Source organism: Mariluticola halotolerans (assembly GCF_021611515.1).
GTDB classification, from domain to species: domain Bacteria; phylum Pseudomonadota; class Alphaproteobacteria; order Rhizobiales; family Devosiaceae; genus Mariluticola; species Mariluticola halotolerans.
The window spans coordinates 1,754,730-1,773,800 of sequence record NZ_CP090960.1 but is presented as its reverse complement, the minus strand read 5'-3'; the positions used below and the strand labels follow the sequence as shown (position 1 = coordinate 1,773,800).

The following is a 19,071-nucleotide window of genomic DNA, read 5'->3' as shown; positions in this document are numbered from 1 at the left end:
GCTTCCGCCTTCTCCGTTTCAAGGATCATAAAGATGACCAGTCCCACCCAAGGGCAGCCCAGACATTTTCTGGATCTCGATAATTTTTCGCCAGAGGAACTCAAGAAAATCCTCAAATTGGCGCATGAGCTCAAGGCCCGCCTGAAAAACGGCGAACGCCCGCAATTGTTGAAAGACAAGGTGCTTGCCATGATCTTCGAGCGCGAGAGCACGCGCACCCGCGTTTCCTTTGATGTCGGCATGCGCCAGCTGGGGGGCGAAACACTGATGCTCACCGGCGCTGAAATGCAGTTGAGCCGCGAGGAGACCCTGGCTGATACCGCCCGGGTAATGTCGCGCTATGTCGATGCGATCATGATCCGTATTCTCAGCCATGACGATTTGCTGGAACTGGCCGGCGCATCCAGCGTGCCCGTGATCAACGGTTTGACACGGGTTTCGCACCCTTGCCAGATTATGGCCGATATCATGACCTATGAAGAGCATCGCGGCTCGATCGAGGGCAAGACGGTTGTCTGGGTCGGCGACAGCAATAACGTTCTGGCCTCCTGGGTCCATGCCGCCAAATTGTTCGGCGCGAAGCTGAAAATCTCGGTCCCGGTTGAATATGCCCCTGACCAGGGTCTTCGGGCCGATATTGAAGCAGCCGGTGATGCCGTGGAAATGGTGGCCGATCCTCTGGTTGCGGCAAAGGATGCGGATCTGGTGATCACCGATACCTGGGTTTCCATGGGCGATACCGACGCCAAGGAACGCCGCAAGATATTGAGCCCTTATAGGGTCGACGCCAATCTGATGAGCAAGGCAAAGCCGGATGCATTGTTCATGCACTGTCTGCCAGCACACAGGGGCGATGAAGTAACTGATGAAGTGATCGATGGCCCCAGCGCCGTCGTCTTCGATGAGGCCGAGAACCGCTTGCACGCCCAAAAGGCTATTTTGTGCTGGGCATTCGGCATTGAGGAAATCTGATGACTGAAAATATTCTTTCGAGTTTCGGGCTGGACCGGGCGGAAAGCGGCGATAATGTCGTTGTGCCGTTCACGCTTGAAAATCTTGATTGCCGTGGCCGCTCTGTGCGGCTGGGTGCAGCGATTGATGGCATCTTGAGCCGTCATGATTACCCCGCCCCGGTCGCGCGCCTGTTGGGTGAAGCGGTGGTCCTGACGGCACTGGTGGGCTCATCGCTGAAGTTTGAGGGCAAGTTCATCCTGCAAACCCAGACCGATGGACCGGTCAACATGATCGTTGTCGATCTTGATGCGCCCGACGGATTGCGCGGCTATGCCCGCTTTGATCACGACGCCTTGGTCAAGGCGGCGGAGCAGGGGGCAACCAGCCCCGGCGAATTGCTCGGCAGCGGCCACATGGCCATGACGGTGGATCAGGGCATGCATATGGAGCGCTATCAGGGCATTGTGGCACTTGAAGGCGATAGCCTTGAGGAAGTGGCGCATCGCTATTTCATGCAGTCCGAACAGATACCCACAGCGGTCCGTCTTGCCGTGGCCGAGCACACAGTGCGCGGCGATGACCGGGCCCGCTGGCGCGCCGCCGGTGTTCTGGTGCAATACCTGCCCGAAGGCCGCAATACTGCGATGCCGGATTTGCCGGGCAACGGCGATTTTGCCGACGAGAGCATGGCAGATCCCAATTACACCGAGGCTGACCACTGGACAGAGGCCAAATCACTGCTCAGCACCATTGGTGATGATGAACTGGTCGATCCAGATCTCTCGCCCGAACGGCTCTTGTTCCGGCTCTATCATGAAACCGGCGTGCGCGTGTTCCCCTCCGGGCATATCGAGGAGCGTTGCTCCTGTTCCGCCGAGCGGATCGAGGGCATGCTGCAGGACAATTTCAACAACCAGGAACGTGAAGAAATGGCGGTCGACGGCGAGATTGAGGTCGTGTGCGAATTCTGCTCCGCCGCCTACCATTTCAACCCGCACCAGTTCGAAACCGAGCACTGATAGTTCCCGTTTCAATCGTGTCTTCCAAAGCCCGGCCTTGTGCCGGGCTTTGTTGTTTAAAGGGGGCAGAAACCTGCCGCCACCCTTGCCCCTTCAACCGGAGGTGGACGGCAGCCTACCAACCTTTCCAAAGTTTCATTTGTTTCCCTCAAATCTGCAGCGTAACTTTCGCCAATCATTACATGAGGAAATTCACTTGGAAGAGCGTCAGTCCCATCCGGTGCAAGATCACCTGACAGCAGATGACCGCCCCGCGGCAAAGCCGCGCAAACGTCGTTCCATCATCAGTGTTTTTCTCCGTCTGGCGGTTGCTGTCGCCATTCTGGCGGGCGCAGTCGTTTATGGCGCGTCCATGATCGCCAGCAAACCCGAAGCCATCAAGCGGCAGGCACGCGAGCGCAGCTTCACCGTGGCGGTGATGACGCCGGAATATGGCACGTTTAACACCCATTTCAGGGCGTTTGGCCAGGTTCAGGCCTCGCGCACTTTTGAAGTGCGCGCGCAGGTAGTGGGCGAAGTGGTCGAACTGGCACCCAATCTGGCCGTCGGCAATCTGGTTGCCAAGGGCACGCAACTGGTCGCCATTGATTCAACCGATTATGACGGCAAGCTTGTGGAAGCACAGGCCGCCGAAGCCAATGCCCGCCTGTCGCTTGCAGAGGCCGAGGAAGCCTACAAGCTGCAGGAACTCAAACTGGCTGCCGCCAAAACCTCGCTCGCCGCAGCACAGACCGATCTGGAGCGGGCGCAAGTGCTCAACGAAAATGGCAACCTGACCGACAAGGAACTCGATACCCGCAAGCTCACGGTCTCTGATCGTCAGCAAAGCGTCAGTGAAATCGAAAGCGGCCTGTTTACCTTGCAGGCCCAGATCGACCGGCAGCGCGCCAGCATCATCAGTGCCCAGCTCAGCCTCGAGCAGGCGCGCCGTGATCTCGAAAACACCCGCATCACCGCGCCTTTTGACGGGATTGTGGTGTCCGAAAATCTTAGCCTCGGCTCCTATGTTACCGCCAATGAGAATGTTGCCAGCCTCTATGATCCCACAGCGCTAGATGTCAGCTTTACCATTTCCGATCTGCAATATGGCCAGTTGATCACCGAAGGGCTGGAAGGCCGCGAGGTGGAGGTCAGCTGGGACATCGCCGCAGAACCGATCAAGGTTGCCGGCGAGATCACCCGGGCCGCTGCCGAGATCGACAGCACTACCGGCGGTGTCAAACTGTTTGCCCGGTTAACCGGCGACAATGCCAGCCAGTTGCGCCCCGGCACCTTTGTCGAGGTGCAGATCAAGGGCCCGTCTTACGAACGCACGCTGCGGGTGCCGGAAACGGCGCTCTATGAGAGCGATCATATCTATACTATTCGCGATGGCCGCATGGCCAAGGTCGACGCCAGAATTATGACCCGCGACAATGATTATCTGATCATTTCAGCCGAGGTGCCCGAGGGTGAACGGATCATCACCACACGTCTGTCCCAGGCCGGCGAGGGTGTTGCCGTCAGCGTTGAGGGCGAGGAAGAAGCCGCCCCGACACGTGGTGCTGGAAGTAACGAAAATGCCAATGCCAATGCCGGTGCAAATGCGCGTCTGCCCGAAGGCGCGGTGCGGCGTGATGATGGCAGCGTGCTGCTGCCCAATGGCAATATTCGCCATCCCGATGGCCGCATTGAGCAGCCCGATGGCACCATAATTTCGGCCGAAGAGGCCGCCAGCCAGCGCGGCAACCGTCCGGGCGGCGGTCAGCGCAGAGGTGGAAACTGATATGCGTCCCTCTGTTGAACGCTCCACCGGCCTGATGGCGACTTTCGTGCGGCATCGCAACGCCGCCAACCTGCTGATGATCCTGCTCGTGATGTTCGGCATCTGGGGCACCATCAATCTCAATCGTCAGCTCATGCCGAATACGGAAGCCAGCACGATCAGGATCAGCGTCAACTGGAGCGGGGCCAGTGCCGAGGATGTTGAAAAGAACATCCTGCTTCTGATCGAACCGGCCGTGCGGTTTCTGGATGGTGTGAAGTCGATGTCTGGGCGTGCCCGCGAGAGCAGCGGCATTATCACGCTGGAATATGAGCGTGACACGGATATGCAGGAGGCCCAGCGCGCGGTGGAAACGGCCGTAGCCTCGGTCAATAATCTGCCCGCGGAAGCGAATGACCCCACTGTCAGCCTGCAGAAATTCTTCGACCCGATTGCATCGATCGCTATCGCGGGGCCGTTCCCCGAACTCGCCTTGCGCCGTTATGCGCTTGAAATCCGCGACGGGCTTCTCGCCGCCGGTGTCGACAAGGTCGAATTCACCGGCTATCGCGACCGCAAGATCGGCATTGAGATAGACGATTCCAAGCTGCGTCAGCTCGATATGACCCTGTCGGATCTCGCCGATGTGCTCACCCCCAACCTGGCCGACAAGCCGTCGGGTTCGCTGACCGGTGATTATGACGCGCAAATCCGCGCCGCAGCTGATCAGCTCAGCGCCCGCGACATTGCCGAGACCGAGGTGAAAAGCTCGGCCACCGGCCAGACCACAACCTTTGGCGACATCGCCACCATCACTGATGATTTTGATGAAGATGATGCGCTGGGGTATATGCGCGGGGAACCGGCCATCAAGCTGACAGTCTCGCGGTCTGCCACAGCCGACACCGTGGACAGCTATGAAAAAGTGAAGGCCTATGTCGCCGAAATCGCGCCGACATTGCCGCCTTCGCTCGAACTCAAAGTGTTCGATGCCGCCGCCGAACAGGTCAACCAGCGCCTGTCACTGCTGGTCACCAATGGCGTCACCGGCCTGGTGCTGGTGCTCGTGATCCTGTTCCTGTTCCTTGACGGGCGCATTGCCTTCTGGGTCGCCATGGGCATTCCTGTGTCCATTCTCGCCACGCTTGGCATGATGTTCCTGTTTGGGCAGACCATCAACATGATCTCCATGTTCGCCCTGATGATGACCCTTGGCATTATCGTTGATGACGCCATTGTCGTAGGCGAACACACAGCCACCCGCTATGGCGCGGGGGATTCCCGCTCGGAAGCGGCGATCAAGGGCGCCGGCCGCATGGCCGCACCGGTCATTGCCGCGTCGCTGACCACCATGGCTGCGTTCCTGCCCATTCTTCTGGTTGGTGACGTTGTGGGGCAGATCATGGCGACGCTACCAGTGGTAGTCGCCTGCGTGCTGGCGGCCAGCATGCTGGAATGTTTTTTCATCCTGCCGGGCCATCTCGCCCATTCCCTGCCCGAAGAGCGCAAACGCCCCAGCCGGTTCCGGCGGGCCTTTGACGGTGCGTTCGGCCATTTCCGCGATCACCAGTTCGGGTTTCTGGCCGATCTGTCCTATCGCTGGCGCTATGTCACAGCGGCAATTGCGGTTGCCATCTCCATTCTGGGTTTTTCGCTGCTCGCCGCAGGACAGCTCAAATTCGAATTCTTCCCGACAGCGGAAGGTGAAAGCTTCAACATTTTCGCCCGTTTCCAGGCCGGTGTGCCCGAAGACGAAATGCGCGGCATTATCGTCAATATCGAGAATGCCGTGAGTGAGGTGGAGACCGAGCTGACCCCGCCGGGCGAACAGCTGATCAACACGACCTATGCCAATCTCGATCTCGAGAATGGCGGGGCCAATTTCGATGTCTTTCTGACCCCGAGTGAAGAGCGGTCAGTTCGCACCGGCGATATCACCGATGCATTGCGGGCCAAGCTGCCCACGGTTGCCGGCGTCGAAAGGATCAATGTTCGTGAAAGCCGCGGCGGCCCGCCGGGACGCGCCATTGATGTCGAATTCTCCGGTTCGGATGCAACCACCCTGAAACAGGCCTCGGAAGATCTGCAAGGCATTCTGGAAGGCTTTGATGGTCTGACCTCGATTTCCGACACGCTGTTTTTCGGCAATCCCGAAGTGGTGATGTCACTCAATTCCCGTGGGACAGCGCTTGGCTTCACCCTGAACAATCTGGGGACCCAGGTGCGTGATGCATTCGAGGGCAATGATGTGGCAACCGTCATCTCCAATGGTGACGAGGTGACAATCCGCCTTGAACAGACCTCAAGTGAAACAGGCTCGGGTGCGCTGCGCAATCTGTCCGTGCGGGCACCCGGCGGCAGCTATGTCCCCTTGTCCTCGATTGTCACTTTCTCCGAGAAGCAGGGCCTCGCCTTCATTCTGCGGGATGAGGGTAAATCCACCATCCACGTGCGCGCCGATACTGAAGACGGCACTGATTTTCAGGAAGTGCTCGACCGGTTGGCCGCAGATTATCTGCCCGCCATCGTCTCCAAATATGACGTCAGCTACCGCTTTGGCGGCACTCAGGCTGAGCAGAACGCCGCTTTTGCCGACCTGCAGATCGGTGCAGTCTTCGCCCTGGGGCTGATGTATGTGATTATCGCCTGGATTTTTGCATCCTATTTCGCGCCCCTTGCCGTCATGCTGATCGTGCCATTCGGTCTGGTGGGTGCCATTTGGGGGCATTACCTGCTCGGCTACAGCATCACCCTGGTTTCCCTGATGGGCATGCTGGGTCTCTCCGGCATTCTGGTCAACGATTCCATCGTTCTGATCTCGCGAATACAGGAGCGCATGGCCGAGGGCGACAGCCTGCGGCTGGCCTCAACCGGGGCGTCGCGTGATCGCTTGCGGGCTGTGCTGTTGACCTCGCTGACCACAATCGCCGGACTGGTGCCCCTGCTGTTCGAGAAAAGCCTGCAGGCGCAATTCCTCATCCCCATGGCCGTGACAATTGTGTTCGGTCTGGGCCTCGCCACGTTGCTGGTGTTGTTCCTTGTGCCCGCGTTCATGGCTATCGGTGCGGATATGCGTGCGGTCCTCTCATGGGCTTTCATGACCAAGGGCAGCCCGAGTTTCCGCCAGATTTTGACCGGCCGCCATCATGAGCGGCATCAAAAGCTCTCCCCCGAATAAGCCGGAAAGCGGCAACGCGCCGCGCGCCACACACGCGCTTTTCAACATCTCGTTATCCGCCAATCATGCATTGATTGGCGGCTGGCGAGGTGTAAGTGTGTCGCCTTGGGGAATGGGGAGGCCGACACCATGCTTGATGGCGTCATGCGCAAATTGATTGATCCGCCGCTGAATAATCTGGGCGCGGCGCTGGCTAGTGTCGGCATGAGTGCCAATGCCATGACCTTGTTCGGATTGGGCATCGGGCTGGCGGCAGCCATTGCCATCGCCGCCCAATGGTTTGTGCTGGGGCTTGTGCTTATTCTGGTGTCACGGCTGGCCGATGGGCTGGACGGGGCCATTGCCCGCGCCACAGAGAAAACCGATTTCGGCGGCTATCTCGATATCAGCGCCGACTTTCTGTTCTATGGGGCCATCCCCATGGGCTTTGTGCTCGCCAATCCCGAAAGCAATGCCATTGCCGGCGCCTTCCTGCTGTTCGCCTTTTATTTCAACGGTGCGACATTTCTCGGCTATGCCATCCTTGCGGAAAAGCACGCGCTGACCACCGAACTGCGCGGCATCAAATCGCTCTATTTCACCGAGGGCCTGCTTGAGGGCACCGAGACCATTCTGTTCTTTGTCGTTTTGGCCATCTGGCCATTCCTGTTCCCCGTTCTGGCCACCATTTTCGCCCTGTTATGCTTTGTCACCGGCGTTTCGCGCTGGCTGATGGCCTATCGGCAATTTGGCGACAAACAGACCGAAACTCAGGCCTGATCAAGCCCGTAAGCCAGGTCGGCGATCAGGTCATCAGCGTCTTCCAACCCCACCGAAAGGCGCAATAGCGCGCGGCTGATCCCGGCTTCTTCGCGCACTTCGTCGGTGAAACGCGCATGGGTGGTGGTCGCCGGGTGCGAAATGATCGATTTGGCATCCCCAAGATTGTTTGACGTCAGAATGATCCCAAGCGCGTCGGCAGCGGCAAACGACTTTTCCTGTCCGCCCTTTACCTCGAAAGAAACAAGGGTCGAACCCGCCTTCATCTGGCGCTGCGCCAGTTCATATTGTGGGTGCGAGGCATGGCCGGGATAGATCAGCCGCTCGACTTTCGGATGGTCAGCCAGAAAATCGGCAACCTTCGCAGCGTTTCGCGTCATCTGCTCAACCCTGAGGGACAGTGTCTCCAGACCCTTCAGCATCACCCAGGCATTGAACGGGCTCATTGAGGGACCGGTCTGGCGGATAATCGTGTGCACATCGCCCGAAATCAGGTCTTCAGAGCCAAGAATAATCCCGCCCAGCGCCCGGCCTTGCCCATCAATATGTTTGGTGGCCGAATAAACAACCAGATCTGCGCCCAGCTCCAGCGGCTTCTGCCAGATCGGGGTGGCAAACACATTGTCCACCACCAGCACCGCATCATGGACATGGGCAATCTCGGCAACCGCCTTGATATCAACCAGTTCCAGGGTGGGGTTGGTCGGTGTTTCGATAAATACCAGCTTGGTATTCGGCTTCATCGCCCGGGCGAAATTCTCCGGGTCGCGCCCGTCCACCAAAGTGGATTCAACGCCCCAGCGCGGCAGATAATCCTCAACCACAAAACGGCAGCCGCCAAACAAGGCCCGGGAGGCGACAACATGATCGCCCGCGCGCACCTGCGCCATCAGCGCGGTGGTGACCGCCGCCATGCCAGAGGCTGTGCCACGCGCTGCCTCAGCGCCCTCAACCAGCGCCATGCGCTGCTGGAACATTTCAACCGTCGGATTGGAAAACCGCGAATAGATGTACCCCGGATCTTCGCCCTTGAACCGCGCTTCCGCCGCCCCCGAATCTTCGTAAATAAACCCCGAGCTCATGAAAATGGCTTCCGAGGTCTCGCCATGCTGGCTGCGCTCGGTGCCGCCGTGAATCAACTGGGTTTGCGCCGAACGGCGTTTTGGATCGCTGAGTGGATTGCGGTCACGGGACATGAAGTCAACCTTTCCAAACAAAAAACGCCGGCGCGAATGCGGCCGGCGAAACGGTCGTTTAGCAATTTGTTTAATGTGGCTTGCAATCTGACCGGCCAAATCACCACAATAGATTGGGTTTTACGGCCAATTCAGCCTTGGCGTCAATGCACCCGGTTGCTATCGGATAGGGTGACGATTAGGGATAGCACCCAACCGGAGGACAAGCCGCAGCATGACCAAGACGCAAGACTGGCCGGACGGCATCTTTTCCGCGCGTATGATCGAGGCATTGGTTGCCGATGGCGCGATCAATATCGAAACCCCGCTGGATGCCGACCAGGTGCAACCTGCAAGCCTCGATTTGCGTCTGGGCGCCAAGGCCATCCGCGTCCGTTCCAGCTTTCTGCCCGGCCCCGGCCACACGGTTGAAGACCGGATCGGCGAACTCAAGCTGCATGAAATCGACCTGCGCCAAGGCGCGGTGCTCGAGCGCGGCTGCGTCTATCTGGTGCCGCTGCTGGAAAGCCTGGATCTGCCTGACGGCATCAGCGCTGCCGCCAATCCGAAAAGCTCGACCGGCCGGCTCGACATCTTTACCCGCGTGATTGTCGATAGCGCCCGCGGCTTCGACAACGTGGCCCCGGGCTATCGGGGGCCGCTTTATCTCGAAATCAGCCCGCGCACCTTTCCCGTTCTGGTGCGCACCGGCTCACGCCTGTCACAAATGCGTTTCCGCAAGGGCCAGACGCGCCTGTCGGTTGCAGAGCATCAGGCCCTGCATCAGGAACAGACACTGGTCTTTGATGCCAATATGGAAGTGGGCGAGGGCGTGGCCCTCTCGATCGATCTCAAGGGCGATGGCCGCGACGGGCTGATCGGTTACCGCTCCAAGCGCCACACCGCTGTTGTCGACGTGGACAAGAAGGCCGCCCTCGAGGTGCTCGATTTCTGGGATCCGCTTTATAATCGCGGCAATGATGACCTGATCCTCGATCCGGATGAGTTCTATATTCTGGTCAGCCGCGAAAGCGTGCAGGTGCCGCCCGATTATGCCGCCGAAATGGTGCCATTCGATCCGTTGGTGGGCGAATTCCGCGTGCATTATGCCGGTTTCTTCGATCCCGGTTTCGGCTATGCCGGGGCAGGGGGCACCGGCAGCCGTGCTGTGCTGGAAGTGCGTAGCCGCGAAGTGCCGTTTTTGCTCGGCCATGGGCAAACCATCGGCCGGCTGATTTATGAGCGCATGGCCGAACAGCCCGAGGTACTTTATGGCACAGCCCTCGGCTCCAATTATCAGGCGCAGAGCCTTAAACTGTCAAAGCACTTCAAACCGTTTGGCAATCTGGCTTGACGACTGCGCGGCTTTCGCGCAGATATAGCGCCGCGCGAACAGCGTTGCGGGTGTAGCTCAATGGTAGAGCTTTTGCTTCCCAAGCAAGTGACGAGGGTTCGATTCCCTTCACCCGCTCCATCACGCCACCGCCAGCCGTCCCTCACCTTTGAAATGCAGCCGCACTTCCTTTAAAAACGCTTCCAGCGACGGTGATTTTTCGCCCGGGCGTGTGCGAATGCCGATGCCATCTTTCTCGAGGGGGCATTGCGCGTCCATTTCTTCAATAATTCTCAGTCCCGGCGTCAGATACCAGCGCGGGCCAATAGTGATGCCAAGCCCGTCGCGCACGGTAGCCAGCAGCAGCGGGGCGTTAGATGTCGTATAGGCCATGCGCCATTCACGCCCGCCCTGGGCCAGTGCCGCCAGCGCCTTGGCGCGCCAGGAACAGCCATCTGACCATAATGCCAGTGGAATCCGTTCTGCCTTGTGGCGGGCATGCCGGTCCGAACCAATCCAATGCAACTGGTCCTTGCGCAATATTTCAAACCCGTCGTCACCGTAAGTGGTCGAGATCAGCAACGCGTCAAATGTCTCCGTATCATCACGCGCCAGCAAGGTGCGGGTGTCACTGGTGACAACCTCGACCTCAACAGCGGGGCATGTGGCGGCGAAATTGGCAAGAACGGGCGGCAGGAACGACTGGGCATAGTCGTCGCTGGTACCAATCTTGATCGCGCCGCTAACCGCTGGCGGCCGGAAGGCATTGATGGTCTCGTCGTTCAGCCTGACGATCGGTCCGGCATAGGCAAGCAGACGTGAGCCGGCAGGGCTAAGCGTGTTGCGCCGACCTGTCTTCTCGAACAGATTGGTGCCGAGTGTCTCTTCAAGCTTCTTCATCTGGGCGGAAAGGGTGGACTGGGTCTTGTTGACCCGCGCCGCCGCCGCGCCATAGCTGCCTGTCTCGCAAATGGCCAGAAAGCTGCGCAGAAAATCAGGGTCGAGCGAAAACATGGGTGGTTCTCTCGCCAAAAGATCGATATTTGCGATCAATTTTGCAAAAAACATTGACTAAATCAATGTTTTTATTTGCGCAAGCATGATGCCCAGCAAAGGAGACGCATCATGCCCAAGAGAGCCGACACGCAAATGCAGGGAAAAATTGCCCGCCTGGCTGCGCGCTATCTGCCCCCGCGCCATAGCGGAGCCCGGGTCAATCTGGATGAATGGCCCGACTGGCAGCTTGAGGATGTCGGCATCAGCCGTGCGGCGCGCAATCAGGCATCTGCGACAGGCGCGCACCTGAAGCATTTGGCGCTTGCGCGTTATCTGAGTACCAGTCCGGGGTGACAGGGGGTCTTGCGGACAAGAACGCATTGCGGGTCAGGACGGTTCTTTTGCGTCCCCCCACTTCTTGAGATCAATCGGCGGAGTGGGTTCGGGCCGGGTCTGTTGTCTTTGTCCTGAAACGGGTCCGCGCCTGTGTTCGGTGACACCGTGGCCGGTCTTTGCCCAGAAATAGGGACGCACCACCAGCTCATACATGGCGCGAAAGGCAGCAATGCCGGTGAGCCCCCAATAGAGCGGCAGCAGCCATTGATAGCGGCCAATATTTTGCCCCGGCAGACGGGCGGTGCCCGCAATCGCCAGTACACATGCCCCGAAATATCCTGCCGCAAGCACGAACATGTGGGCAAAGGCCATCGGCTGCACGGGGGTGCCGGCGAATAGCGCCACAGAGCCCCGGATCAAAAGGGCGATAACAAACACCAGATGCAGCGGCGCACTGAAAATCATCCCACTGATATAAATCTGGAACACCAGAAAATTGCGCCAGCCGGCATCGCGCAAGAACTGCAACGGATAGCGGTTATGGACGATAAAGGTCTGCATCCAGCCCTTCATCCAGCGCGTGCGCTGCCGGATCCAGGGCATCATGCGCACCGGCGCTTCTTCATAAGTGCGCGATTTGAGCGTGCCCACCCGGTAGCGCAACCGGGCGAAACGAATACCGAGATCCGCATCCTCGGTAACGTTGAACGCATCCCATCCCCCCACCTCGCGCAAACTGGCCGTCCGGAAATGGTTTGAGGTGCCGCCAAGGGGCACCGGCAGGCGCCAATGGGCCAGCGCCGGCAGCATGATGCCAAACAATCCGCTATATTCCGCCGCAAACAAGGCGGTCAGCCAGCTTTCGCCGGCATTGTCGATACGCAGTTCGGCCTGCAGGCAATCGACACAAGGGTCTTCGTCAAATTGCGATGCCGCCCGCCGCAACTGGTCCGGCTCCGGTATATCCTCAGCATCATAAACCACCAGATGGTCGCCCCGCACCATGGGCAGCGTATAATTGAGCGCCTTGGGTTTGGTGTGCGGGGCGCAGGGCGGGACGACGATCAGTTCAAAACGCGGGTCATCAAGGAAAGGTTTTACCGCTGCAACCGTCTCTGCACTGCTCGCCTCCACCACGAATTTGATGTCGAGTTTTTCGGGTGGATAATCGCGGCCTTATGTATCAAGCGCACCAAGCTGTTCGCGGGGTCGGGATATGACTCGATTCAGCAAATGGTTTGGGGCAAGATACCTAAATGAAAATAGGACAAAGAATAGATCAGTTTCTAGCTCGACTAGAGTGGCGGTGGTCATTAAGCCAATTCATGCTTGGCGGTTATTTCATTGCATTAACAGCTCTACCGGCATGGGCGGTTAGTGCGATGGACTTGTTTCAGCAATTTGCACCGCTCTCATGGGTTATAGCCGGGTTTGTGGGTTTGATTATAGCCGTTTTGGCTTATGCGATATTCTCATGGTCATATGGGCGATGGGTCCGGTCGAAATACAATCAGTATTTGTTTTCTAAGTCCGGATACGTAGACCCGATGGCTAAAACATTCGAGAACAAACGAATTTTTCTCAACGAATTTTGTCTCCCATCAGAGCCGCATATTGATGGAAAAGCGTTCATTAATTGTGACATCATCGGGCCTGCAAACATACTAATCCGAAACAACAATCAATTGGCCGACCAACGACTCCCAAATTGCGACGCCATACTTACGCGTACAGATAGATGGCCGCATAATGGAATAATTATTGACAACTGTACATTTCGGGGGTGCTCATTCAAACGGGTTACCATAATTGTGCCTGAAATTGCTTATTCAGGGTTCGAGCACTTGGATTGGCTCCATTGGCTTAATATCAACGACGATGAACCGCAGTTTCCGGGGATGGACACAGCTAGTCCAAACGAACAGATTGAGAATCAATCGCCTCCAAACACGCCAGAAGAAAAGCTGCAGTGAACTTCCCCCGGCTTAGCTTATTCCTGATATTCGCCTCACGTTCATCTATCCCAATATCCGCCAGCTTTTCGACAAGCTGCGAATAGGTAACCCCTTTACGTTTCAATTCCGCTTTCAGGAGGTTAGCGGCCTTTAGTTCCCAGTCTGTTTTTTCTGCCATGTATCACCTGCGATGCTAATTGTATCGTAAATGATTACATATGCCCTTGCACAAGCTACGTCAACGTACTATATACGATACATACGTATCGGAGATAGTTACAATGGCACAGCATTTCCTACTTTCAGCAGCAGCCCGCACCCTTTCCCTCAAGGAAATCTACAAGTCTGGCGAAGGCGCTGCATATGACACCTTCAAGGCAATGCGCTGGGAAGGCGGGGAACCTGTTTGTCCTGATTGCGGTTGCTGCGAGACTTACGAAATCACCACGCGCCGCAAGTTCAAGTGCAAGGCATGCTATCGCCAGTTCTCAGTGACCAGCGGCACAATCTTTGCCAGCCGCAAAATGTCATTCTGTGACTTGCTGGCTGCAATCTGCATTTTCGTGAACGCGGTGAAGGGCATTAGTGCCAGCCAGTTAAGCCGTGATCTGGATTGCCAGTATAAAACCGCTTTTGTCATGTCGCACAAACTGCGCGAGGCAATGGCCGCTGAAACTAAAGGCCATACGCTTGACGGTGAAGTCGAGATCGATGGGGCATACTTTGGCGGTCATATCCGCCCTGCCAACCATGTTGAAGATCGCGTTGATCGTCGCCTTGCACGTCACCAGACAGGCAAGCGTCGTGTTGTTATCGCCCTGCGTGAGCGCATGGGCCGGACGCTGACCTTTGTGCGCAAGACCGAAGCTGAGGGCGTACAGATCGCCTCTGAGGTTATTTCTCGCATGGCAACGGTTGTGTATGCCGATGAAGGTAGCCATTGGGACCACTTGCACGACGCTTGGACCGTTGGCCGCATCAATCACTCTGAGGCTTATTCAGCCGATGGCGCAAACACCAATGCCGTTGAAAGCTTCTTTAGCCGTTTGCGCCGCATGGTAACGGGCCAGCACCACGGCGTTTCGCCCAAGTACCTGCACCAGTACAGCGCGCATGCTGCATGGCTGGAAGATCACCGCCGTCGGTCAAATGGCGAAAATGCTTTTGCTACCGTTGCTAATGCAATGGCGCATCCAGTTAGTCGAAATTGGAAGGGTTATTGGCAGCGGAACGCAGCGTGAACCGAACCAGAACAGGCCACTTTTTAGTGAGTCTGGTCAAAGGGTTAACAATATGATAAAATGATGACGTTTGTTGGAATCCGCTATCAAACGAGGCCGATATCGCGCTAACGATACCGACCCTAATTTGAACCTTGGCCGGTTGGCCATTGATCTAAACACAACTTTTAGTAGCACGATATGCCGTGCTTTATCAATAGCCTTCCGGCCCATATAGAGGAATCTTTATATGACCGGAAACGTAAGAACGCCGAGTTATCGGCTTACTTTTGAAGACGCTGTTCGTATTTGGCTCATGGTTTGGGAAGGTCACTTCCACAATCGTATTGCCGCTGAGTTCGACGTCAACCCGGGACGTGTAAGTGATGTTGTTAAGCATCGCATGCACGTTGGCAGTGAAGCGGAAGCGCGCAAGCGCGTTCCTGCTGAACCCGCCTAGCCGGAACAAAAAGGGGAGTGGCGGCTACGCCATTCCCCACACCACCACATTAGTATTCTTGCGGACGCGCCTATTCACTTGGGCGGATACCCTTGGCTAGTTGGTCAAGAACCAATGGAGCGCTTGCGCCCAGATAAAATGCCGTTAGTCCGCTTCCGTTGGACAAAAATGCAGCCAGCGGACCGGCAGCGGCCAGCGCAAGAGCAATTCGTACACCCAAATAGAACGGCTCTTTGTACATTGGCGGGGTTTTACCGCCTATCTCAGTACAAATTTTTAAAGCGGCACCTATTTCAACGGCAAAACTGCCGAGCACACCAGTCCAGTACAAAGCGCCCCCACTTGCCTGAACTAGGCTTTTCGATGCTCGCCACTTGGGCCAGACCGACCGCCGAGTTTTAACAATGTAATCAAGGGAGCGACAAAGCTCACAAGACGATTGGCGTCTTTACCGTGATGAGATAGCCTCAACAGTACCAACAAGCCATTGAGAGTGACCAGTCCACCGACCACCGCAACAAACGGCAGCAAAATGAGAAAATCAAAATCCATTTTTGCGCTCCTTTGGTCGAGACATAAAGAACTCAACCAAAACCCCTCCGCCTTGACAGATTGAGGCATTAGAAAGGCTTGGTTGTCAAGTTTCTCTTAACATAAGGGGTGAACTCGGCAGATTTAAGACCGTTCCCAGATCACTACATTTTGATGCTTCCCGACTCTTTTTATCGGCCCGCCCCGCTTTTCCTGCAATCTCAGTGCTTGCACAACGCGAAATGCGACCGCCTTCTTTAAGTGCCGGTCGTTTTCATCAAAGCCCTTTTTGCGAATGATATAGAGCGCCAGCGCCCGCGTATCCATTGGCCCGCCCTGTAGTGCCTCAGCGCACAGTTGTGAGACCTCACGGCGCTTGAACAGCCGGTTCACGTCCATAAGCGCGGGCTGGCGGCTTTGTGCGTCTGGTGCCTCAAACAGGACGATTGTTGCGTTTACATGTGCCAGTGCCATGCGGGCTTGGTCTATCTCAGCTTCAAGGCTGGCTATGTGTGCAGCTATCTTGTCGGCTTTGGTGTGCAGGGTGTTTAAAACTTGTGGCATGTCGCTCATGCCGTGACAATAGCACTGGATTCAGTTATATTCGTGCGTGAATTTGGTGCGCTTGATACATAAGGCCGGATAATCGAGCGCGCGCATGGCCGCGGCCAGCTGCGGCACCATGCCGGTTTCATCGCGCAACGGAATAAGCACGCTATAAACCGGCAAGGCGATGTCGGGGAGCAGGCTCTCATCCGCCGGCCGTGGCCGCTTCGGCTTTTCCATCAGCGCGGCCAGCCGGAAAAAGGACGGCGGTAGAAACAGCAGGGCCAACAGCGGCAGCAGGATCGCCGACAGGGCAAAAGGCACCAGTGCCGTCACACCCACAAGCGCACTCAGCAGGGTAACGAACCCCAGCCGCGCAGCAAGGGTAAGATCCAGATGAGCGCTTGCAAACGGCCAGCGGCGCGCGAGCCGTTGCCGCGAGAATTGCAGCAAATTATCAGCATGCGCGCGGATCAGCGCCGCGCGCAACGCGGCCGGCGGGACTACACAGATATCCCGCATCAGCGACAGACCGCTTTGCCGTCTGTGTGCAAGCGCCAGCATTTGCGCCGCCCCGGGTGCCAGAAACAGGATATCGCGATCCTGAACTCTTACGGTCACACTGCGCATATCACCCAGCCGGTCGATATGGCTGCCATCGATATCCCGGATCAGCCCATCGGGCACAACTGGTGAAAACGGCAAGCCGCAAAACTGCGCGCTGTGGGCATAGATGTCAGTCCCGGAAATTGCGAAACGGTGGGCGATGTGCAGCAATAACTCGGCTTCAAGCCTGCCAGCATCCACCACAATCGAAGCAGCCTCGTCGTGGGATTGGACTTTGTCTTGAAGTATAAATTGAATTAAAGATATTAAATCCAGCATGTGGTTAAAATACCTGCGTAATCATTTGTTGAGTTATCAACAAAATAAGTAATTATACTAATTCTACATTTGTGTGCATTAAGTGCAAGTGGGAGTTGGGCCTGATTATATTATATATGCGTGGCAGGCACAAAAGGGAGCCGTGGCCGCGTGCCTTCTGGCTGAACTTCCAGCGTGATCTTTCGCATTCGACATCGGCCCGGCTGCCCGGTTTATGCTAGAGCACTGGGGTCATGATTCTTTGCGAGGCGATGTTGTGTCATGCGCGTGCTGATCAGTTTGTGTTTCCTGCTTGGATTTTCTGCGGCCGCCCTGGCGCAAGCCTTGCCCTTTCATGCCGATCCAAGCGCCCGTGAAGAAGCCGCTGATCTGGCAGGCGTGCCCGCGATCCGCTTTCTCACCAGCGCCGATTTTCCCCCCTTCAATTATCGCGATGATGGCGGGGAACTGGTCGGCTTTCACATCGACCTGGCCAAGGCGATCTGCACGGTGCTTGACGTATCCTGCACGGTGCAGGCCTGGCCCTGGGACCAGGTGGCCGACGCGCTGGCCAGCAATCAGGGCGATGTTCTGCTCGCCGGGCTGGCGATTGACGAAATCTCCGCCGAGCAATTCGATTTCTCCTCCCTTTACCTGATGCTACCGGGCCGTTTCGTAACGATGCGGGACGTGGCGGCCGATTTCACTGCGACGATGCCCGGCGACAAGAAAATCGCGGTGCGCGACGGTTCGGCCCATGCCCGGTTTCTGCAAGCCAATATGCCCGCGCGTGAGCTGGTGCCCTTCGACAACGAAATCCTGGCGCTCGAAGCCGTGCGGGAAGGGGAGGTGGATGCCTATTTCGGCGACGCCATGCGGGCCTCGTTCTGGCTCAACGAGAGCGGGAATTGCTGCGCGTTCGCGGGCGACCCCTATTTCAGTCCGCACTGGTTCGGCGAGGGGTTGGCCGCTGCCATTCCCGCCGGACGCGGCAATGTGCGCAATGCGGTCAACACAGCGCTCGCGCAACTCAAACGCAATGGCAAGCTCGACGAACTCTATCTGCGCTGGTTCCCTGTCAGCTTTTATTGACCGGCGGCGGGGATTTTGGCGGGGTGCGGAAGGGCAAGGCAAGCGTCCATCCCAGGCGTGTGGGCGCATCATCCTGCCATTCCGACAGGCCAATGGTCATGCCCTCATGCCCCATTTCCGGCTGGTCGTTATAGGTGCGGAACAGCCGGTCCCAGATTGATAGCGCAAACCCGTAATTGCTGTCCGTCTCGCGATGGATGACGGAATGATGCACCCGGTGCATATCCGGTGTCACAAGGATCAGGCGCAGCCACTTGTCGAGCCAGAGCGGCAATTTCAGGTTGGCATGGTTGAACAGGGCCGACCCGTTCACAATGGCCTCAAATATAACCACCAGCACCACAGGCGCGCCCAGCAGCACAACCGCCAGCGCCTTGACGAAAATCGACAAGAGGATTTCCAGCGGATGAAAACGCACAGCGCTGGTTGCATCCAGATCCTCATCGGAATGGTGCACCCGGTGAATGCGCCACAATAGCGGAATTTTGTGGGTGACCACATGCTGGCCCCAGATCACGAAATCCAGCACGATAAAGCTGATGAGCCACACCAGCCAAAGCGGCCAGTCGAGCTGATAGAACAGACCAAAGCTGTTGGCTTCAGCCCAGAGCGCGGCCAATGCTGCGGTGATGGGCACCACAAAGGTCATCGCCGCGACCGCCAGATAATCGGCAAACAACACCCCGATATTGGTGAACCAGCGCTGCCCGCGCGGAAACCGCCGCGCCCGCCGCGGCAGGAAGGCCTCGAGGGCCGTCATGGCGAGAAAGATCGCCAGAAAGATCGAAAATCTGAGAGCGCCTTCGCTCAGGCCGAAAAGGGTCACACGCAAACGCCTTATGTATATGACAACAGTCTAATATAAACATAAACGAGCAGCGCACGCCAATAAAACCCGCACAATTCGGC

19 protein-coding genes, 1 tRNA gene and 1 riboswitch are annotated in these 19,071 nt (G+C 57.2%); of the genes, 11 read left to right on the top strand and 9 right to left on the bottom strand.

What is annotated here, in order from left to right:
• Positions 1 to 33: 33 nt before the first annotated feature.
• From argF to L1P08_RS08460, 5 genes are all read left to right on the top strand, one after another.
• On the top strand, positions 34 to 972 hold the full coding sequence (gene argF / locus L1P08_RS08480; RefSeq protein WP_303616595.1) for an ornithine carbamoyltransferase: 939 nt from the start codon (positions 34 to 36) through the stop codon (positions 970 to 972).
• Positions 972 to 1,973 carry an Hsp33 family molecular chaperone gene (locus L1P08_RS08475; RefSeq protein WP_303616594.1) on the top strand — a complete coding sequence of 334 codons (1,002 nt, stop codon included), beginning with the start codon at positions 972 to 974 and terminating at the stop codon, positions 1,971 to 1,973. Before argF ends, L1P08_RS08475 begins: the two co-directional genes overlap by 1 nt.
• Before the next feature lie 196 nt (positions 1,974 to 2,169).
• Positions 2,170 to 3,738 carry an efflux RND transporter periplasmic adaptor subunit gene (locus L1P08_RS08470; RefSeq protein WP_303616593.1) on the top strand — a complete coding sequence of 523 codons (1,569 nt, stop codon included), beginning with the start codon at positions 2,170 to 2,172 and terminating at the stop codon, positions 3,736 to 3,738.
• Position 3,739: 1 nt separating this feature from the next.
• Positions 3,740 to 6,895: an efflux RND transporter permease subunit gene (locus tag L1P08_RS08465; protein WP_303616592.1), complete on the top strand. Its 3,156-nt coding sequence runs from the start codon at positions 3,740 to 3,742 to the stop codon at positions 6,893 to 6,895.
• A gap of 129 nt (positions 6,896 to 7,024) precedes the next feature.
• Positions 7,025 to 7,654 carry a CDP-alcohol phosphatidyltransferase family protein gene (locus L1P08_RS08460; RefSeq protein ID WP_303616591.1) on the top strand — a complete coding sequence of 210 codons (630 nt, stop codon included), beginning with the start codon at positions 7,025 to 7,027 and terminating at the stop codon, positions 7,652 to 7,654.
• Here L1P08_RS08460 and metZ read toward each other — a convergent pair.
• Complete coding sequence (metZ, locus tag L1P08_RS08455) at positions 7,645 to 8,850, bottom strand: O-succinylhomoserine sulfhydrylase (protein ID WP_303616590.1); 1,206 nt, start codon at positions 8,848 to 8,850, stop codon at positions 7,645 to 7,647. The two genes, L1P08_RS08460 and metZ, sit on opposite strands and share 10 nt — an antisense overlap.
• A gap of 38 nt (positions 8,851 to 8,888) precedes the next feature.
• Positions 8,889 to 8,967: riboswitch (SAM riboswitch) on the bottom strand.
• Between the two features lie 97 nt (positions 8,968 to 9,064).
• On the opposite strand from metZ, the gene L1P08_RS08450 reads away from it, so the two are divergent.
• Positions 9,065 to 10,183: a 2'-deoxycytidine 5'-triphosphate deaminase gene (locus L1P08_RS08450; RefSeq protein WP_303616589.1), complete on the top strand. Its 1,119-nt coding sequence runs from the start codon at positions 9,065 to 9,067 to the stop codon at positions 10,181 to 10,183.
• Between the two features lie 46 nt (positions 10,184 to 10,229).
• Positions 10,230 to 10,303, top strand: a tRNA-Gly gene (locus L1P08_RS08445).
• Here L1P08_RS08445 and L1P08_RS08440 read toward each other — a convergent pair.
• Entirely contained in the window at positions 10,304 to 11,176 is an 873-nt protein-coding gene (locus L1P08_RS08440; protein ID WP_303616588.1) for a LysR substrate-binding domain-containing protein, read from the bottom strand.
• 111 nt (positions 11,177 to 11,287) lie between these two features.
• Between L1P08_RS08440 and L1P08_RS08435 the strand changes: the two genes are divergently transcribed.
• Positions 11,288 to 11,512, top strand: a complete 225-nt coding sequence (locus L1P08_RS08435; protein ID WP_303616587.1) for a hypothetical protein — start codon at positions 11,288 to 11,290, stop codon at positions 11,510 to 11,512.
• A 33-nt stretch (positions 11,513 to 11,545) separates the two neighbouring features.
• On the opposite strand, the gene L1P08_RS08430 is transcribed toward L1P08_RS08435, so the two are convergent.
• Both L1P08_RS08430 and L1P08_RS08425 read right to left on the bottom strand, forming a co-directional pair.
• Positions 11,546 to 12,631 carry a glycosyltransferase family 2 protein gene (locus L1P08_RS08430; protein ID WP_303616586.1) on the bottom strand — a complete coding sequence of 362 codons (1,086 nt, stop codon included), beginning with the start codon at positions 12,629 to 12,631 and terminating at the stop codon, positions 11,546 to 11,548.
• A 771-nt stretch (positions 12,632 to 13,402) separates the two neighbouring features.
• Positions 13,403 to 13,627, bottom strand: a complete 225-nt coding sequence (locus tag L1P08_RS08425) for a DUF6471 domain-containing protein (protein WP_303616585.1) — start codon at positions 13,625 to 13,627, stop codon at positions 13,403 to 13,405.
• Positions 13,628 to 13,730: 103 nt separating this feature from the next.
• Here L1P08_RS08425 and L1P08_RS08420 point away from each other — a divergent pair, with 103 nt between their 5' ends.
• A complete protein-coding gene (locus L1P08_RS08420) occupies positions 13,731 to 14,690 on the top strand; it encodes an IS1595 family transposase (RefSeq protein WP_303616584.1) in 960 nt (319 codons plus the stop codon).
• 229 nt (positions 14,691 to 14,919) lie between these two features.
• On the top strand, positions 14,920 to 15,129 hold the full coding sequence (locus tag L1P08_RS08415) for a hypothetical protein (RefSeq protein ID WP_303616583.1): 210 nt from the start codon (positions 14,920 to 14,922) through the stop codon (positions 15,127 to 15,129).
• 70 nt (positions 15,130 to 15,199) lie between these two features.
• On the opposite strand, the gene L1P08_RS08410 is transcribed toward L1P08_RS08415, so the two are convergent.
• From L1P08_RS08410 to L1P08_RS08395, 4 genes are all read right to left on the bottom strand, one after another.
• On the bottom strand, positions 15,200 to 15,460 hold the full coding sequence (locus L1P08_RS08410; RefSeq protein ID WP_303616582.1) for a hypothetical protein: 261 nt from the start codon (positions 15,458 to 15,460) through the stop codon (positions 15,200 to 15,202).
• A gap of 20 nt (positions 15,461 to 15,480) precedes the next feature.
• A complete protein-coding gene (locus L1P08_RS08405) occupies positions 15,481 to 15,681 on the bottom strand; it encodes a hypothetical protein (RefSeq protein WP_303616581.1) in 201 nt (66 codons plus the stop codon).
• Positions 15,682 to 15,804: 123 nt separating this feature from the next.
• Entirely contained in the window at positions 15,805 to 16,233 is a 429-nt protein-coding gene (locus L1P08_RS08400) for a hypothetical protein (protein WP_303616580.1), read from the bottom strand.
• 21 nt (positions 16,234 to 16,254) lie between these two features.
• Positions 16,255 to 17,016 (bottom strand): hypothetical protein, encoded by a 762-nt coding sequence (locus L1P08_RS08395; RefSeq protein WP_303616579.1) that lies wholly within the window; start codon positions 17,014 to 17,016, stop codon positions 16,255 to 16,257.
• A 336-nt stretch (positions 17,017 to 17,352) separates the two neighbouring features.
• Between L1P08_RS08395 and L1P08_RS08390 the strand changes: the two genes are divergently transcribed.
• Positions 17,353 to 18,162, top strand: coding sequence for a transporter substrate-binding domain-containing protein (locus L1P08_RS08390; RefSeq protein ID WP_303616578.1), 810 nt, complete (start codon positions 17,353 to 17,355; stop codon positions 18,160 to 18,162).
• On the opposite strand, the gene L1P08_RS08385 is transcribed toward L1P08_RS08390, so the two are convergent.
• Positions 18,149 to 18,988: a sterol desaturase family protein gene (locus tag L1P08_RS08385; RefSeq protein WP_303616577.1), complete on the bottom strand. Its 840-nt coding sequence runs from the start codon at positions 18,986 to 18,988 to the stop codon at positions 18,149 to 18,151. The two genes, L1P08_RS08390 and L1P08_RS08385, sit on opposite strands and share 14 nt — an antisense overlap.
• Positions 18,989 to 19,071 lie beyond the last annotated feature (83 nt).

Bases quoted from the DNA above. Each gene is read 5' to 3' on its own strand.
- L1P08_RS08405 (WP_303616581.1), bottom strand. From the start codon at position 15,681: ATGGATTTTGATTTTCTCATTTTGCTGCCGTTTGTTGCGGTGGTCGGT.
- L1P08_RS08450 (WP_303616589.1), top strand. From the start codon at position 9,065: ATGACCAAGACGCAAGACTGGCCGGACGGCATCTTTTCCGCGCGTATG.
- L1P08_RS08435 (WP_303616587.1), top strand. From the start codon at position 11,288: ATGCCCAAGAGAGCCGACACGCAAATGCAGGGAAAAATTGCCCGCCTG.
- argF (WP_303616595.1), top strand. From the start codon at position 34: ATGACCAGTCCCACCCAAGGGCAGCCCAGACATTTTCTGGATCTCGAT.
- L1P08_RS08475 (WP_303616594.1), top strand. From the start codon at position 972: ATGACTGAAAATATTCTTTCGAGTTTCGGGCTGGACCGGGCGGAAAGC.
- L1P08_RS08420 (WP_303616584.1), top strand. From the start codon at position 13,731: ATGGCACAGCATTTCCTACTTTCAGCAGCAGCCCGCACCCTTTCCCTC.
- L1P08_RS08440 (WP_303616588.1), bottom strand. From the start codon at position 11,176: ATGTTTTCGCTCGACCCTGATTTTCTGCGCAGCTTTCTGGCCATTTGC.
- L1P08_RS08415 (WP_303616583.1), top strand. From the start codon at position 14,920: ATGACCGGAAACGTAAGAACGCCGAGTTATCGGCTTACTTTTGAAGAC.
- L1P08_RS08425 (WP_303616585.1), bottom strand. From the start codon at position 13,627: ATGGCAGAAAAAACAGACTGGGAACTAAAGGCCGCTAACCTCCTGAAA.
- L1P08_RS08460 (WP_303616591.1), top strand. From the start codon at position 7,025: ATGCTTGATGGCGTCATGCGCAAATTGATTGATCCGCCGCTGAATAAT.
- L1P08_RS08465 (WP_303616592.1), top strand. From the start codon at position 3,740: ATGCGTCCCTCTGTTGAACGCTCCACCGGCCTGATGGCGACTTTCGTG.
- L1P08_RS08390 (WP_303616578.1), top strand. From the start codon at position 17,353: ATGCGCGTGCTGATCAGTTTGTGTTTCCTGCTTGGATTTTCTGCGGCC.
- metZ (WP_303616590.1), bottom strand. From the start codon at position 8,850: ATGTCCCGTGACCGCAATCCACTCAGCGATCCAAAACGCCGTTCGGCG.
- L1P08_RS08400 (WP_303616580.1), bottom strand. From the start codon at position 16,233: ATGAGCGACATGCCACAAGTTTTAAACACCCTGCACACCAAAGCCGAC.